The sequence below is a fragment of the Stutzerimonas stutzeri genome (genome assembly GCF_009789555.1).
Classification (GTDB): domain Bacteria; phylum Pseudomonadota; class Gammaproteobacteria; order Pseudomonadales; family Pseudomonadaceae; genus Stutzerimonas; species Stutzerimonas stutzeri_R.
Genome location: NZ_CP046902.1, coordinates 3,192,476 through 3,208,444, shown reverse-complemented (window position 1 = coordinate 3,208,444; position 15,969 = coordinate 3,192,476). Strand labels below are relative to the sequence as shown.

12 protein-coding genes are annotated in these 15,969 nt (G+C 62.7%); 7 read left to right on the top strand and 5 right to left on the bottom strand.

Going from position 1 to position 15,969, the window contains the following annotated elements; all coding sequences use genetic code 11:
• Nucleotides 1-51: 51 nt before the first annotated feature.
• The 4 genes from GQA94_RS14665 to GQA94_RS14650 all read right to left on the bottom strand — a co-directional run bounded on the left by GQA94_RS14665 (nucleotide 52) and on the right by GQA94_RS14650 (nucleotide 4,555).
• Complete coding sequence (locus GQA94_RS14665) at nucleotides 52-1,572, bottom strand: tripartite tricarboxylate transporter permease (protein WP_158188711.1); 1,521 nt, start codon at nucleotides 1,570-1,572, stop codon at nucleotides 52-54.
• A 10-nt stretch (nucleotides 1,573-1,582) separates the two neighbouring features.
• Nucleotides 1,583-2,074: a tripartite tricarboxylate transporter TctB family protein gene (locus tag GQA94_RS14660; RefSeq protein ID WP_158188710.1), complete on the bottom strand. Its 492-nt coding sequence runs from the start codon at nucleotides 2,072-2,074 to the stop codon at nucleotides 1,583-1,585.
• Between the two features lie 68 nt (nucleotides 2,075-2,142).
• Nucleotides 2,143-3,108, bottom strand: a complete 966-nt coding sequence (locus tag GQA94_RS14655) for a Bug family tripartite tricarboxylate transporter substrate binding protein (protein ID WP_158188709.1) — start codon at nucleotides 3,106-3,108, stop codon at nucleotides 2,143-2,145.
• A 52-nt stretch (nucleotides 3,109-3,160) separates the two neighbouring features.
• Nucleotides 3,161-4,555, bottom strand: coding sequence for an enolase C-terminal domain-like protein (locus GQA94_RS14650; RefSeq protein ID WP_158188708.1), 1,395 nt, complete (start codon nucleotides 4,553-4,555; stop codon nucleotides 3,161-3,163).
• A 607-nt stretch (nucleotides 4,556-5,162) separates the two neighbouring features.
• On the opposite strand from GQA94_RS14650, the gene kdgD reads away from it, so the two are divergent.
• The 7 genes from kdgD (at nucleotide 5,163) to GQA94_RS14615 (ending at nucleotide 14,313) form a co-directional block, all read left to right on the top strand.
• On the top strand, nucleotides 5,163-6,074 hold the full coding sequence (gene kdgD / locus GQA94_RS14645) for a 5-dehydro-4-deoxyglucarate dehydratase (protein WP_158188707.1): 912 nt from the start codon (nucleotides 5,163-5,165) through the stop codon (nucleotides 6,072-6,074).
• Nucleotides 6,075-6,174: 100 nt separating this feature from the next.
• Entirely contained in the window at nucleotides 6,175-7,617 is a 1,443-nt protein-coding gene (locus GQA94_RS14640; protein WP_158188706.1) for an aldehyde dehydrogenase family protein, read from the top strand.
• 104 nt (nucleotides 7,618-7,721) lie between these two features.
• A complete protein-coding gene (gene gudD, locus GQA94_RS14635) occupies nucleotides 7,722-9,065 on the top strand; it encodes a glucarate dehydratase (RefSeq protein ID WP_158188705.1) in 1,344 nt (447 codons plus the stop codon).
• 160 nt (nucleotides 9,066-9,225) lie between these two features.
• A complete protein-coding gene (gene garD / locus GQA94_RS14630) occupies nucleotides 9,226-10,779 on the top strand; it encodes a galactarate dehydratase (protein ID WP_158190119.1) in 1,554 nt (517 codons plus the stop codon).
• A 71-nt stretch (nucleotides 10,780-10,850) separates the two neighbouring features.
• Nucleotides 10,851-12,269, top strand: a complete 1,419-nt coding sequence (locus GQA94_RS14625; protein WP_158188704.1) for an FAD-binding oxidoreductase — start codon at nucleotides 10,851-10,853, stop codon at nucleotides 12,267-12,269.
• Between the two features lie 37 nt (nucleotides 12,270-12,306).
• Nucleotides 12,307-13,236, top strand: coding sequence for a 2-hydroxyacid dehydrogenase (locus GQA94_RS14620; protein WP_158188703.1), 930 nt, complete (start codon nucleotides 12,307-12,309; stop codon nucleotides 13,234-13,236).
• 156 nt (nucleotides 13,237-13,392) lie between these two features.
• The gene (locus GQA94_RS14615) at nucleotides 13,393-14,313 is read left to right on the top strand and encodes an aldose 1-epimerase (protein WP_158188702.1); all 921 of its coding nucleotides are present in this window, start codon (nucleotides 13,393-13,395) and stop codon (nucleotides 14,311-14,313) included.
• Between the two features lie 155 nt (nucleotides 14,314-14,468).
• Here GQA94_RS14615 and GQA94_RS14610 read toward each other — a convergent pair whose 3' ends face one another.
• Nucleotides 14,469-15,737: an OprD family porin gene (locus GQA94_RS14610; protein ID WP_158188701.1), complete on the bottom strand. Its 1,269-nt coding sequence runs from the start codon at nucleotides 15,735-15,737 to the stop codon at nucleotides 14,469-14,471.
• Between the last annotated feature and the right edge of the window lie 232 nt (nucleotides 15,738-15,969).

Sequence of the window (15,969 nt, the reverse complement as noted above, 5' to 3'; positions counted from 1 at the left end):
GCGCCCGAAGCGCGGTTCCCGTCCCGTTGGCCCGCCGATGGCGGCTTCGGATCAGGCGCCTTGCAGCTTGGCCACAGCGCCCTTGCGACCCCGCAATGCGCTGAACAGGTGCCAGAGCACCGAAAGCAGCGCGAGCGCGAGAAAGGCGGCCGATATCGGGTTGGTGAGGAAGCCGATGAAGCTGCCGTCGGACAACATCAAGCCACGGCGCAAATTGGTTTCGGCCATCGGTCCGAGAATGAAACCGATGATGAAGGGGGCCGCGGGCATGCCGCCCTTGACGAAGCCATAGCCGATCAGACCGAACAGCAATATGGTCCAGACATCGAACACACGACTGCTCAGGCCGAACGCGCCGACGACGCACAGCACGAGGATGATCGGCAGCAGAATGTGCTTGGGCACGGCCAACAGCTTGATGAAGATACGCAGGCCATAGAATTCCAGGACCAGCATCATCACCGAGGCGAGCACCAGCGCCGCGAAGATCGTGTAGACCAGCTCACCCTGGCTGATGAACAGGAGTGGTCCGGGCTGAATCCCATGGATCATGAACCCACCGAGCAGGATCGCGGTCACGGTGTCGCCAGGAATGCCGAGCGTCATCAGCGGAATCATCGCGCTGCCGATGCCTGCGTTATTGGCGGTCTCACTGGCGACCACGCCCTCGACCGCGCCCTTGCCGAATCGCTCGGGGTGCTTGGAGCGTTTCTTGGCGATGATGTAGGAGACGATGTTGGAGGTGCCCGCACCGATGCCGGGCAGGATGCCGATGCCGATCCCGATCAACCCCGAGCGGAACGCGTTGGGGATCTGGCCGAAGAATTCCTTGAGTGAAAAACCGAAGCCTTTGACGTTTTTCATGCTCACCGTGGCGACCTTGGTTTTATGCGCAGATCGGCCGGTTTCGGCAATCTTGATGACCTCGGCCACGGCGAACATGCCGATCATCACCGTCAACATGGCGAAGCCGCCATTGAGATTGGGCGAGTCGAAAGTGAAGCGGCGAATGGCGTCGACGGGCGCGATCCCCACGGTCGAAAACGCAAACCCCAGGGTGCCCGCGTAGATGCCCTTGAGCAGCGATCCGGTGGACAGCGTGGCAATCAGCGTCAGCGAGAAGATCGCGATGGCGAAGTACTCGTGCGGGCCGAAGCGCAGGGCCACCTTGGCCAGCGAAGGGGCAATCGACAACAGGGCGACGATGCTGAAGATGGTGCCGAGAAAGGAGAACACCACGCCCACACCGAGCGCCTTCAAACCTTCGCCTTTCTCCATCATCGGCCCACCATCGAAGGTGGTCGCGATGGAGGCGGGGGTTCCGGGGATTTTCAGCAGAATCGCGGAAATCAGGCCGCCCGACGTGGCGCCCACGAACAGCGCCACAAGAAGCGACAGGCCGGCCGCCGGACCCATCGCATAGGTCAGCGGAAGGCACAGCGCAATGGCCATGGTCGCCGACAGGCCGGGTACCGCGCCGAAGACGATACCCACGGCGACGCCGAGCGTGATCAGAATGAATATGTAGGGTGAAAAGACCGCAGCGAAGCCAGTCTGGAAGAGTTCGATCATGATCCGTCTCCTAGAATTTCAGAAAGCCGGTCGGGAGCATCAGATCGAAGCCCTGACGGAAGGTGACGAAAATGACAGCCGACGAAACGACGGCGATGACGATATAAGCAATGTGATTGACCTTGCGTTCGCGCGGCGTGATGACGATGAACTGCGCATACAGGTAGAGCACCGTCATGATCGGAAAGCCGACCTTCTGCATCAGCGCGACATACACGGCGATCAGCCCCAGTGTCTTGAACACGGTCGGGTAATCCGCGGGCGTTTCGTCGGACGGCTCTGCGTCCGGGTCGGAGGCGGCGGCAGGCGGGTGCGTGGCGCGGGCAGCGGTCAGCAGTTGCAGTGCACCCAGCAGGCACAGGCCGACGGACAGCACATAGGGCACGGTGGAAGCGTCAATGAAGCCTTTGCGCGGAAGGTTGATGGTCAGGAACAGGTAGAACAGGCCGGCGCCCAGCATCAGGGCTCCGACCAGTAACTCCTTTCTCTTGTAGGTTTCCATGGTGCCGGTCTCGTGTCGATGGGAAGGCTGCCGGGCGCGAGTGCGCCCGGCATGGCGTTGCGGTGTCATCAGCGCTGACGCAGCTCATCCTTGTACTGCATGAACTGTTCACGCGTTTTGCTCAGGCGCTCGATCGAAGGCTCGGTGTCGAAGTAGCTCACCGGCTGCTTGAACGTCTTGCGCAGCTCCTCGCCGTACTCGGGCATCTCGGTGATCTGCTTGACGATGCCTGCCATCTTTTCGACGATGGCGGGGTCGGTGCCATCCGGGAACGCGACCACGTATGGCTTCTCCATCACGAAGTCGACACCCTGTTCCTTGAAGGTCTTCACCTCGCCGAGCAGCGGGTTGCGTTCATCGTTGGGCTGGCCCAGGGCGACCATCTCGCCGCTGGTGACGTAGTCCTGGACGGAGCCATAGCTGATGGCGGCCAGATCGATTCGATTGCCCAGCAGGGCCACAACCTTTTCCGACACGGTGCCGGCGTCGACCATTTTCAGCTTGGTGTCGGTCAGCCCTTCGAACATCAATCCCTGCAGGTGAGAGTAGCTGCCCATCTCGGTGCCGTAGGTCACGCTGCTCGGTTCGGCCTTGGATTTGGCGATCAGGTCCTCCACCGACGTCAGCCCGGAACTCTTCGAAGCGACGAAGACCGTGCCCTTGTCGACCCCTGCGATACAGCAGATATCGAACGCATCGAGGCTGTCTTCGGTCAGCCCGGCGACCTCGTTGACGATCAGTTGGCCGGTGTGCGTGAACAGGATGGTATTGCCGTCGGGATCGGCCTGCTTGACCTGCTCGGCGGCCAGGGTGCCGCCACCGCCGGCGACGTTGGTGATGACCATCGCTTCGCCGGTGATCTTGGTGAAGTACTTGGCCATGGTGCGCGCGTTGAAGTCGGTATCGCCGCCGGCATTGGCGATGACTACCACCTGCACCGGGCGGGTGGGCCAGTCGGTTTCGGCGGCATAGGCACCGCCAACGGCTGTTGCCAGGACGGCGAAGGCAAGGGAGGCGCTGATAGCTTTTTTCATTGTTGGGTCTCTCCGTGGGTAGGGTTGCGGCGCTTCATCGATGTTCTTGTGGTTATGGGCGACCCAGGCTCGGTCGCTTGGGGTCGTACTGCCAGCCAGGCACCAGGTATTGCATGGCCATGGCGTCGTCGCGGGCGCCGGTGGCGACCTTGTTGTACAGCGCGTGCGCGGCCATGATCCGATCCATGTCCGGCTCGATGCCGAGGCCAGGTCTGTCCGGCACCTGCACCTCGCCGCCGACGATCTGCAGCGGTTCGCGGGTCAGTCGTTCCTGGCCTTCCTGCCAGATCCAGTGGGTGTCGATGGCCGTGATGTTGCCCGGCGCAGCGGCCGCTGCATGGGTGAACATCGCCAGCGAGACGTCGAAGTGATTGTTGGAATGCGAACCCCAGGTCAGACCGAACTGCTCGCACATCTGCGCCAGCCGGACCGAGCCCTGCATGGTCCAGAAATGCGGATCGGCCAGCGGGATGTCGACGGCCTCGAGGCGCAGCGAATGGCCCATCTGCCGCCAATCGGTAGCGATCATGTTGGTCGCGGTGGGAATACCCGTGGCGCGCTTGAATTCGGCCATGATTTCGCGGCCCGAGTAGCCGTTTTCCGGGCCACAAGGGTCTTCGGCGTACGAAAGAATGTGCCCCTGGCCCTTGCAGATCTCGATGGCCTCGGCCAGCGACCAGGCGCCATTGGGATCCAGCGTCACGCGAGCCTCCGGAAAGCGCGCCTTGATAGCGGCGATCGCCTGCATCTCTTCGTTGCCGCGCATGACGCCGCCCTTGACTTTGAAATCCTTGAAGCCGTAACGCGCAGCGGCTGCTTCTGCGAGCCGCACGATCGCCTCGGGCGTGACTGCCTGCTGATGACGGATGTGATACCAGTCATCCGCCGAACCGTTGCCAGGCAGATAGGGCAGGTCGGTACGGGTGCGATCACCTATATAGAAGAGATACGCCAGCATCGGCACCGTGTTGCGCTGCTGGCCGCTGCCGAGCAACTCGGCGACCGGCACGTCGAGATGCTGGCCAAGGAGGTCGAGAAGGGCCGCTTCGACCGCTGTGATCACATTGTCCAGCCGCAGGTTGATTTCGTGCGGTTGCTGCAATACGGCGGCTTCCGCGTCCGAGGTGACTTGGTGCCGAGTGGTCTGCGGACCCCCGGATGCGCCACCCGAGATGGCTCGACGCAACGCGTTCAACACGCCGTTGTAGCGACCGATAGGCTGCCCGACGACCTGCCCCTTGGTGCGCTCCAGTGCCTGGCGAATGCCTTCGCCACCCGGGACCTCGCCGATGCCGGTACGTCCTGCGCTGTCTGTAAGAATCACCAGATTGCGGGTGAAGTACGGAGCATGAGCGCCACACAGGTTCAGCAGCATGCTGTCGTATCCTGCCACCGGAATGACCCGCATCTCGGTTACTGTCGGGGTCGGCGTTTTTGCGTCTAGCATCTGTAATACAGCTCCTGCTTGTTAGAGTGAGCGAGGGTGGATCAACCGTGCGGCACCGCCCGACGGGTCGTCGAGGAACCTGGCGTTTGCGTCTGTATCAGCGAGTGCGGGCGCCCCGACCTTGCGAGCTGGGGGCGGACGAGCAGGGGCCTGTGGCGTGCGTGCAAGGCTGGCTTGATCGCAAACTGCACGTTCCAAGCGTCACGGGCAGGCGACGCAAAGCGATTCGGCTTGCGGCTGGGCAGCGGAGGAGGGGCGAAATAAATCATGGCTTTTTGAGCTCTGGTTGTTGTTCCGTCATACGTTGTCATATGACTTGCTGGATTTTTAGCAGCGCCTTGCCGGGATGTCAAACGATTGAAACGTTGCCGACGGATTTCTATGACTCATAGGTCACGCCTTGGTTTCAGCCGTTATGCTGGACGATAACGAACTTCTTGCACCGAAGACGCCTGGATTGGCGATGGGATAGACGTGCTCACGGAAGCGCAGGTCAGCCGTCGACGAATTTGCACGAAACAGTAGAATCTCTCTAAGTTGTACGATAACGTATCTCGCAAGGCTGCGGCCCTACCTCCATATGATCGATTCACAGGATGCTCGAACAATGAATCCACAAGAACTGAAAGCCATCCTCTCTTCTGGCCTGCTGTCTTTCCCGGTCACCGATTTCGACTCGCAAGGCGACTTCAACCGCGCCGGGTACATCAAGCGGCTGGAATGGTTGGCGCCTTATGGCGCAACGGCACTCTTCGCTGCCGGCGGCACCGGCGAGTTCTTTTCGCTGACCCCCCAGGAATATCCGGATGTCATCAAGACCGCCGTCGATACCTGCGCGGGCCAGGTCCCGATTCTCGCCGGTGTCGGTGGTCCGACCCGCCAGGCGATCGCCTACGCTCAGGAAGCCGAACGCCTTGGCGCGAAGGGGCTGCTGCTGCTGCCACATTACTTGACCGAAGCGAGCCAGGAAGGGGTCGCCAGGCATGTGGAAGAAGTGTGCAAGTCGGTCGATATCGGCGTTGTGGTCTACAACCGCAATGTATGCCGCCTGACCGCGCCGTTGCTCGAGCAACTGGCCGAGCGTTGCCCGAACCTGATCGGCTACAAGGACGGTCTGGGGGATATCGAACTGATGGTGTCCATCCGGCGTCGGCTGGGCGACCGGCTGAGCTATCTGGGCGGCCTGCCGACCGCAGAGGTCTATGCCGCCGCCTACAAGGCGCTCGGCGTTCCGGTGTATTCCTCGGCGGTGTTCAACTTCGTGCCCAAGCTTGCGATGGACTTCTACCACGCAATCTCCCGTGACGATCATGAAACCGTCGGCAAGATGATCGATGAGTTCTTCCTGCCTTATCTCGATATCCGCAACCGCCGCAAGGGCTACGCCGTCAGCATCGTCAAGGCGGGCGCGCGTATTTCCGGCTACGACGCAGGCCCGGTCCGTGCACCGCTGACCGATTTGCTGCCGGATGAATACGAGGCGCTCGCTGCGCTGATCAAGAAGCAGGGCGCTCAATAACGGTCCGTCCCGATCCATCACTCGCCCCAACCGCCAGCACGCAGATCGGCCGCCCTTCAGGGAGGCCACTGCAGGCGGACATCACCAAGGAGAGCGTTCCGTGGCAGACGTAAAACGTTACGACAACTACATCGGTGGCCAGTGGGTCGCTGGCAATAACTATCAGGCCAACGTCAATCCGTCCGATCTGTCGGATGTGGTGGGCGAATACGCGCAGGCCGATGCCGAGCAGGTGCAAGCCGCTATCGCCGCGGCGCGCAAGGCGTTCCCGGCGTGGTCCACGTCCGGCATCCAGGCGCGAGCCGATGCGTTGGAAAAGGTCGGTCTGGAAATTCTCGCCCGTCGTGAGGAGCTGGGCGCGCTGTTGGCGCGCGAAGAAGGCAAGACCCTGCCCGAAGCCATTGGCGAGGTTGCCCGCGCCGGCAACATCTTCAAGTTCTTCGCCGGTGAATGCCTGCGCCAGGCAGGCGAGACCCTGCAGTCGGTACGCCCTGGTGTGAGCGTCGAGGTGACCCGCGAACCGCTGGGGGTCATCGGTCTGATCACGCCATGGAACTTCCCCATCGCCATTCCGGCCTGGAAGATTGCCCCAGCCCTGGCGTATGGCAACTGCGTGGTGATCAAGCCTGCCGACCTGGTGCCCGGCTGCGCCTGGGCCATTGCCGAGATCATTTCCCGGTCCGGCTTCCCCGCCGGCGTGTTCAATCTGGTGATGGGCAAGGGGCGCGAAGTCGGCGAGGCGATCGTCAGCGACAAGCGCGTCGACGGCGTCAGCTTCACCGGCTCGGTTGGCGTGGGCCGCGGCATTGCCAATACCTGCGTCAACCGTGGTGCCAAGGTTCAGTTGGAGATGGGCGGCAAGAATCCGCAGATCATCCTCGACGATGCCAATCTCGACACGGCGGTCGAACTGGCGACCCAGAGCGCGTTCTACTCCACGGGCCAGCGTTGCACAGCGTCCAGCCGGATTATCGTGACCGAAGGCATCTACGACCGTTTCGTGGAGGCCATGATCCAGCGCATCAAGAAGATCAAGGTAGGTTCGGCATTGGAGCAGGGTGTGGATGTCGGCCCCGTCGTGTCGCAGGCTCAGCTGGACCAGGACCTGCGTTACATCGCGCTGGGCCAGGAGGAGGGCGCGCGCCTGGCCTGTGGTGGCGAGCGGGTCAGTTGCACCACCGAAGGTTATTTCCTGGCGCCGACCTTGTTCGTCGACAGCACGGTCGATATGCGAATCAGCCGTGAAGAGATCTTCGGCCCGGTGGCCAACGTGGTCCGCGTCAAGGACTACGACGAGGCGCTGGCGATGGCCAATGACACCGAATTCGGTTTGTCGGCGGGTATCTGCACCACTTCGCTGAAGTATGCCAATCACTTCAAGCGCCACTCCCAGGCGGGCATGGTGATGGTGAACCTGCCAACCGCGGGCGTCGATTACCACGTGCCGTTCGGCGGGCGCAAAGGGTCCTCCTACGGACCACGCGAGCAAGGGCGGTATGCCCAGGAGTTCTACACGACCGTGAAGACCACCTATATCGGCTGATCAGGCCGGGCTCCAGGGGCGGGCGGGCCGGTGAGTCGGCCGGCTTGCCCCGCCTGACGGCAAAACGCTGCATGGCGAACCATAAGAACAATAGAGAGAAGCGTATGAATAACCCAGTCAATCAGGGCGCTCCGGTAATTACCGAACTCCAGGTGGTTCCGGTCGCTGGCCAGGACAGCATGCTGCTCAACCTCAGCGGCGCACACGGCCCCTATTTCACCCGCAACATCCTCATTCTCAAAGACAGTGCCGGCAACACCGGTGTCGGCGAAGTGCCCGGCGGCGAGGCGATTCGCCAGACGCTCGAAGACGCCGGCAGCATCCTGCTCGGCCAGTCGGTCGGCAATCACAACGCGTTGCTCAACCAGGCGCGCAGGGCGTTTGCCGACCGGGATTCAGCCGGGCGCGGTCTGCAGACCTTCGATCTGCGTGTCGCCATTCATGCCATCACCGCGCTCGAGTCGGCGCTGTTGGACCTGCTTGGCCAGCACCTGGGCGTACCGGTGGCGGCTTTGCTGGGCGACGGCCAGCAGCGCGATGAGGTCGAGATGCTCGGTTACCTCTTCTACATTGCCGATCGCAACAGGACCGACCTTGGCTATCGTGATGAATCGAGCGCAGGCGACAGCTGGTTCCGCGTGCGCAATGAGCAAGCGCTGACGCCGGAGGCCGTGGTGCGACAGGCTGAGGCCGCCTACGCGCGATACGGCTTCAAGGATTTCAAACTCAAAGGCGGTGTGCTGCCAGGCCGTGAGGAGGTCAAGGCGATTCGCGCGTTGGCCGAACGCTTCCCCGACGCGCGTATCACGCTGGACCCCAACGGCGCATGGTCGCTGGCCGAAGCCATCGAGCTGTGCAAGGACCTGCACGGCGTGCTGGCCTATGCCGAAGATCCTTGCGGTGCCGAAAACGGCTACTCCGGCCGCGAGGTGATGGCCGAGTTCCGGCGCGCCACCGGGCTGCCGACCGCCACCAACATGATCGCCACGGACTGGAGGCAGATGGGCCACACGATCCAGCTGCAGTCAGTCGACATTCCACTGGCCGATCCGCACTTCTGGACCATGAGCGGGTCGGTGCGCGTCGCCCAGATGTGCAATGACTGGGGCCTGACCTGGGGCTCGCATTCCAACAATCATTTCGATATCTCGCTGGCGATGTTTACCCACGTGGCGGCAGCCGCGCCGGGCAGAATCACCGCTATCGATACACACTGGATCTGGCAGGACGGCCAATACCTGACGCGCGAGCCGCTGCAGATCGTCGGCGGCAAGGTGGCCGTACCGGCCAAACCAGGCCTTGGTGTCGAACTGGACCGGGATGCGCTGTACAAGGCCCACGAGCTTTACCTGGAGAAAGGCCTCGGCGCGCGGGACGATGCGATGGCCATGCAGTACCTGATCCCCGATTGGACGTTCGACAACAAGCGGCCCTGCATGGTGCGTTGATCCGCCCAGCCTCGGGAGTGGCTGCCAGCGGTGAGCCACAAGGTCATGGGGTGGGCTTCAGCCCGTCTGCATGGCCTCGTTGCCCACCCGGCAGGGCTCCAGCTCGCTGATACGAACAACAAGACAACCGGCCTGACCGGAGACCGATATGAACGAAACCGTGGAACTGATACAGCATCAAGATTCGCCCCGTTACATTCGCCTGAACGAGGCGGACAACGTGGCTGTGGTGGTCAACGACGGCGGCGTGCCCATCGGTGCTCGTTTCGAGGACGGCCTGGTCACGGCCGAATCGGTGCCGCAGAGCCATAAGGTCGCGTTGGTGGATATCGCCATCGACCAGCCGGTGCGCCGTTACGGCCAGATCATCGGCTATGCCCTGGAACCCATCGCACGCGGTGCGTGGGTCAAGGAAACCCAGCTGCGCATGCCGTCCGCGCCGCCGCTGGACAGCCTGCCCATGGCCGACGCCGTGCCGGAGCGGCTCGAGCCGCTCGACGGTTATACCTTCGAAGGCTATCGCAACGCCGACGGAACCGTCGGCACGCGCAACATCCTGGGCATCACGACCACCGTGCAATGTGTGACCGGCGTACTCGATCATGCCGTGGCGCGCATCCGCGCGCAATTGCTGCCCAAGTACCCCAACGTCGATGACGTGGTGGCCCTGACCCACAGCTATGGCTGCGGCGTGGCCATCAACGCCAAGGATGCCTACATCCCCATTCGCACCGTGCGTAACCTGGCGCGCAACCCCAACCTGGGCGGCGAAGCCCTGGTGATCAGCCTCGGCTGCGAGAAGCTGCAGGCCGAGCAGGTGATGCACGAAGGCGACGCTTCGGTCGACCTGAGCGAGCCCTGGCTGTATCGCCTGCAGGAATCAAGTAGCGGGTTCGGTGAAATGATCGAGCAGATCATGGCGCTGGCCGAAGCACGTCTGCAAAAGCTCAATCGCCGACAGCGTGAGACCGTGCCGGCTTGCGAGCTGATCCTGGGTATGCAATGTGGTGGCAGCGATGCCTTCTCGGGGATCACCGCCAATCCGGCACTGGGCTACGCCTCGGACCTGCTGATACGGGCGGGGGCTACGGTGATGTTTTCTGAAGTGACCGAAGTACGCGACGCCATCTACATGCTCACCTCACGCGCCGAAACCCCACAGATTGCCGAGGCGCTGGTGCGCGAGATGGATTGGTATGACCAGTATCTGGAGCGTGGAGCAGCCGATCGCAGCGCGAACACGACCCCGGGCAACAAGAAGGGAGGCCTGTCGAACATTGTCGAAAAGTCGTTGGGCTCGATCGTCAAATCCGGCAGCAGTGCCATCAACGGCGTACTCGGTCCCGGCGAGCGGTTCAACGGCAAGGGCCTTATCTATTGCGCAACGCCCGCCAGCGACTTCGTCTGCGGCACGCTACAGCTGGCTGCCGGGATGAATCTGCACGTGTTCACGACCGGTCGTGGTACCCCTTATGGGCTGGCCATGGCGCCGGTGGTCAAGGTGTCCACTCGCACCGAGCTGGCTGAGCGCTGGCCGGACCTGATCGATGTGGATGCCGGTCGCATCGCCACGGGTCGCTCCAGTATCGAGGAACTCGGCTGGGAACTGTTCCATTACTACCTGGACGTGGCCAGCGGCCGCAAGAAGACCTGGGCCGAGCAGCACAGGATTCACAACGACATCACCTTGTTCAACCCGGCGCCGATCACTTGATGGACGACCGGCTCGGATCGATGCGCGCGTTGTTCGAGCACGCATCGAGCGAACCCTGGCGGGAGAATGCGATGACCGCAGTGTCTGACGATTTGATCCGTGATATCGAAGCGGTGGTCGGCGAGGCCGGCATCGTACGCGATACCGAACGCATGCCGCGTTACCTGAGTGATTGGCGCAACGCCTATCGCGGTGTGGCAGCGCTGGTGGTACGTCCGGCCAGTACCGAGCAAGTCGCGCAGGTGGTGCGCCTGTGCCATCTGGCAGGCGTGGCGCTGGTACCTCAAGGGGGCAATACGGGGCTGTGCGGCGGCTCCATTCCGGATATGAGCGGCGAGCAGGTGGTCCTTTCGCTGACTCGAATGACGCGTATCCGCGACGTCGACACCGCCAACGAAACCATCACAGCCGAGGCGGGCGTGATCCTGCAGACCCTGCAGGACGCTGCGGCAAAGGTTGAGCGGCTGTTCCCGCTGTCGCTCGGCGCCCAGGGCAGCTGTACGCTGGGTGGCAACCTCGCCACCAATGCAGGCGGTACGGCGGTACTGCGCTATGGCAACATGCGCGACCTTGCGCTGGGACTGGAAGTGGTGCTGCCGGACGGGCGCATCTGGAACGGCCTGCGCGGATTGCGCAAGGACAACACCGGCTACGACCTCAAGCACCTGTTCATCGGCTCGGAAGGGACGCTGGGAATCATCACCGCGGCGGTGCTCAAGCTTTACCCTGCTGTGCGCAGTACGACCACTGCCTGGGTTGCACTGCCCAGTGCCCAGGCCGCGGTGCAACTCATTGGCATTATCCGCGGGCTCTGCGGTGATCGCCTGACCGGCTTCGAGCTGATGTCGCGCCAGAGTGTCGAGTTCGTGCTCAGCCACATCCCCGGCTGTAACGATCGCTTCGCCGAGCCGCATCCCTGGTACGTCCTGATCGAGCTCAGCGATACCCAGCCGGACGCGCCGCTTAACGAACTGCTTGAAGGCGCAATCGGCGAGGCACTGGAACGAGCGCTGGTGATCGATGCCGTGCTCGCGACGAGCGAGGCGCAGGTGGCCGCATTGTGGGCCCTGCGCGAGGGCATATCCGAGGCGCAGAACCACGAAGGGCCAAGCCTCAAGCACGACATCAGCGTCCCGGTGAGTTCAATTCCAGCGTTCATCGAAGCCACCGATCGTCGCCTGCTGGAGCGGTTTCCAGGGGTGCGCATCGTTGCTTACGGCCATCTCGGAGACGGCAACCTGCACTACAACATCAGCAAACCGGTGGGGGCCGACGATGCGTGGTTCAAGGCGCAGCAGGACGCGATCACCCAGGTGATCTACGATGCCGCCGTCGGTCTCCAGGGCAGCATCAGCGCCGAGCACGGAATCGGCCAGGCCAAGCGCACGGCCGCCGCGCGCTACAAGGACCCGCTGGAACTCGAACTGATGCGCGCCATCAAGGCAACGCTCGATCCTCACGGCCTGATGAACCCCGGCAAAGTGATCTGACAGCGACACCGACGAATCCACCCATCGAGGTATCCGCGTGACCTGCATTCTCCAGATCGGCCCACTGACGGAACGATTCAACCGCACCCTGGCGGCGAAGCATGAAGTGCTACCGGCCTGGGAACACGATTTTGACGCGCTGCTCGACCGCCATGCCGGGCGCATCGAGATTGTCGTGACCTCGGCCCGCTTCGGATGCAGCGAGGGGACAATCGAGCGGCTGCCCAATCTGCGTGCAATCCTGAGTTTCGGTGTCGGCTACGATGCCATCGACATGGCCGCTGCCAGGGCGCGCGGTATCGTTGTAAGCAACACGCCAGACGTGCTCAACGACTGTGTGGCCGATCTCGCGTTCGGGCTGATCATTGACTGCGCGAGGCAGATGACGCGCGCCGATCGCTTCGTCCGCGCCGGTGAATGGCCGTCCGGTGGCGTGCCATTGGCCATGCGGGTGAGCGGCAAGCGGCTTGGTATCGTCGGGCTCGGTCGCATCGGCGAAGCCGTCGCCAAGCGTTCTTCGGGGTTCGATATGCAGGTGCGCTATCACAATCGCCGACCGGTAGAGGGTTGCGCGTATGGCTACGAAGCGAACCTCGCGGCATTGGCGCGCTGGTGCGATTTCCTCGTGCTGACCTGCCCGGGCGGCGAGGGTACGCGCCACCTGATTGGACGCGAAGTGCTCGATGCGCTGGGGCCGCAGGGCATCCTGGTGAACGTCTCGCGCGGTTCGGTCGTGGACGAAACGGCGTTGGTCGCCGCCTTGCTCGAAGGACGTCTGGGTGGCGCGGGGCTGGACGTCTACGCGCGGGAGCCGGAGATTCCCTCGGCGCTGTTCGAGCTGCCCAACGTCGTCCTGCTGCCGCATATCGGCAGCGCCACCGAGGAAACCCGCTTGGAGATGGAGCAATTGCTGTTGGCCAACCTGCAGGCTCTGCTCGACAGCAATGAATTGCTGACGCCGGTCTGAGTGCTGGCTGACGGCTCAAGTGAGGGCCACGGCGTCGGCCTGATGCCTGGCTATTCACGCCCGATGGCCATGGTCGCCCTGGCGAGCCAGGGTCGGCCGGTGTGAGGCGCTGCTTTTTTCAATCCACGAGCGATGCCGGCTCGCCAGAGTGCTGCCATGACCGAAGCTGAATCCAATTTGACCGAGATCGAACTGCGTCACGGCCCGCTGCGGTTGGCAGTGTGCCCGGCACTGGGCGGTGCGATCACGCGCCTGAGCTTCGACCGGGTCGATTTGCTGCGGCCCTGGGACGGCACCGACAGCGTGCGCCGTACCGGTTGCTTCGTTCTCGCGCCTTTTTCCAATCGTGTCGGCGATGCGGCGTTCGATCACGCGGGCCGGCGCTATCCGCTGCGCTGCCTGTCGCCGGATCACCCGCTGCCGATTCACGGCGTGGCCTGGAAACGGGCCTGGACGGTGGCCGAGCGAGGTCCGGCCAGCCTGACCCTTGGCTACACCCATGATCCCGAAGGCGAGGCCGCACTGGACTGGCCGTTCGCGTTCGCGCTGGAGCACAGGATCCAGCTTGGCGAGCGCGGCATTGTGCTGGATTTGCGCCTGCGCAACCTGGACAGCCGCTCGATGCCCGCCGGGCTCGGCTGGCACCCGTACTTCCTGCGCCATGGCGATTGCCGATTGCAGTTCAGTGCTCGCGCCGTCTGGCAGAACGATCTTCGAAACCTGCCGGCGGAGCTGACGCCGATCCCGGCGCGGTGGGATTTCACCGATCTTCGGGCATTGCAGGAACCGGGGCTGGACCACTGCTTTGTCGGTTTCAGCGGACCCGTGCGCATCGGCTGGCCAACGCAGGGCCTGGCGTTGACCATCGACGCCAGCGGGGCGCTGGATCATCTGGTGGTGTTCACACCGCCTGCCCAGATGGGCTTCTTTGCGGTCGAACCGGTATCGCATGTCAATAATGCGTTCGCCATGGCCGATCCGGCGGCTAATGGCGTGCGCATCCTGGGTCCCGGCGAGGCCATGCAAGCCAGTTGCCGGTTCGAGGTCGAGCGGGTGCCCCACGGGCTCGTCGAGTGACCAACTGAGCGTCGGGTTGAAATATCGGCGTGACTGCGAATGACGCATCGGACGCGGACGCGGCGGGCAAATCGCCCTGATAAAAAAGCCCGTCACAAGGACGGGCAAAGTTTCCGCAACAGGAGCGAGGAGTGTTGCGTCGTGGAGCGTGACGCTTACAGGATCGAGATCGGGTAGTTGAAGATCAGGCGGTTCTCGTCGAACTCGTTGCGGCTGAACGAGCTGTCCCGACGCATGCTGGAGTTACGCCATTTGATGTTGAGGTTCTTCAGCGCGCCGCTCTGGACGGTATAGGCCAGCTCGGACTCGCGCCCCCACTCCTTGCCTTCGTCACCGCTGGCGGTCGTGATGTTATCGCCACTGATGTAGCGGTTCATCATGACCAGCCCCGGGATGCCCACGCCGGCAAAGTTGAAGTCGTGGCGCAACTGCCAGGAGCGTTCGTCAGCCGCGTCATAGGCGGAGTTGAAGCTGTCGTTGGCCAGCGAAGCGCCGCTGGTGCCGTTGACGCGCATCCATTGATCGCCGCTGACCTTCTGCAAGCCGACATAAAAGGTGTGGGAGCCGGTTTGCAGGCCGAACAGACCCGAGTAGGTCTTGTTGTCGAGATCGCCCGCCAGTGCGCTGCCTTCTTCCTTGCCGGTGAAGTAGCCGAGGTTGGCGGTCAGGGCGAGGTTGTCGCTCAACGGCTGGGTATGCATCAGTTGCACGTAGTTCTGCTGATAGATGTCTTCCAGGCGAGCATGCCAGAGGCCGACCTTGGTCTTCTCGGTGAAGGTGTATTCGCCACCGGCAAAGTTGAAACGGTCGGAGCCCGCGCCGCCGAAGAACATGTCTTCCATGCTTGCGTCGTCACGCGTGCTGTTCTGGCGCATCTGGCCGCCGTACAGCGCCAGGTTGCTGAATTCGCTGGAGGTAATCATCCCGCCCTGGAACGTCTGGGGCAGCGACCGACCATCATCGGAACGCAGGATCGGAAGCACCACTTGCCATTCACCGACGCGGACCTCGGTTTCGGACACCTTGGCCTTGGCGGCGACAGCCAGGCGCCCGAAATCGTCGGCAGGATGGCGGTTGGCGCCCGTGCCGTGCGTGGGAAGCAGCGCAGTGCCGTACGTACCGCCGCCGCCGTCGAGTTTGACCGAGAGCAAGCCCAGTGCATCGACGCCGAAACCGATCGGGCCCGTGGTGTAGCCCGACTGGATGTTGAGAATGAAGTTCTGCGTCCATTCCTCGGCCTTGTTCTGGCCACCGTTATAGGCAGGGTCGACGAAGTTGCGATTGATGTAGAAGTTACGCGCGTTAAGACCGATCTTGGTGCCTTCTACGAAGCCGTCCGCGGCGTGAGCGACGGCGGGAATGCCAAGCGCCAACGACAGCGTGCCTGCAAGAACAGCGGCAGATAGGGGGTTGCGTGGGGTCATTGTTGTTGTGCTCCCTTTTTTAGGTAATCCCACTCCGCGGGCCATCGGCAAACACGAAAGTGGGGATGTAGCGTGCCCGTACAGGCAACAGTGTCGATGTACAAATCCGTTATCAGTTGTCGTACGACAAGGCGAATTATGGTCAGGGGTCGCGGCTTGTCAACGTAATTTGTAAAGAATTGTTATACGTCATACCTTCGTCTAACACGCGTTACCACGGGGCGCAAGACGA

Coding starts and splice junctions, on each gene's coding strand:
- GQA94_RS14665 (WP_158188711.1), bottom strand. CDS start 1,572: ATGATCGAACTCTTCCAGACTGGCTTCGCTGCGGTCTTTTCACCCTAC.
- GQA94_RS14625 (WP_158188704.1), top strand. CDS start 10,851: ATGACCGCAGTGTCTGACGATTTGATCCGTGATATCGAAGCGGTGGTC.
- GQA94_RS14615 (WP_158188702.1), top strand. CDS start 13,393: ATGACCGAAGCTGAATCCAATTTGACCGAGATCGAACTGCGTCACGGC.
- GQA94_RS14660 (WP_158188710.1), bottom strand. CDS start 2,074: ATGGAAACCTACAAGAGAAAGGAGTTACTGGTCGGAGCCCTGATGCTG.
- gudD (WP_158188705.1), top strand. CDS start 7,722: ATGAATAACCCAGTCAATCAGGGCGCTCCGGTAATTACCGAACTCCAG.
- kdgD (WP_158188707.1), top strand. CDS start 5,163: ATGAATCCACAAGAACTGAAAGCCATCCTCTCTTCTGGCCTGCTGTCT.
- GQA94_RS14650 (WP_158188708.1), bottom strand. CDS start 4,555: ATGCTAGACGCAAAAACGCCGACCCCGACAGTAACCGAGATGCGGGTC.
- GQA94_RS14655 (WP_158188709.1), bottom strand. CDS start 3,108: ATGAAAAAAGCTATCAGCGCCTCCCTTGCCTTCGCCGTCCTGGCAACA.
- GQA94_RS14610 (WP_158188701.1), bottom strand. CDS start 15,737: ATGACCCCACGCAACCCCCTATCTGCCGCTGTTCTTGCAGGCACGCTG.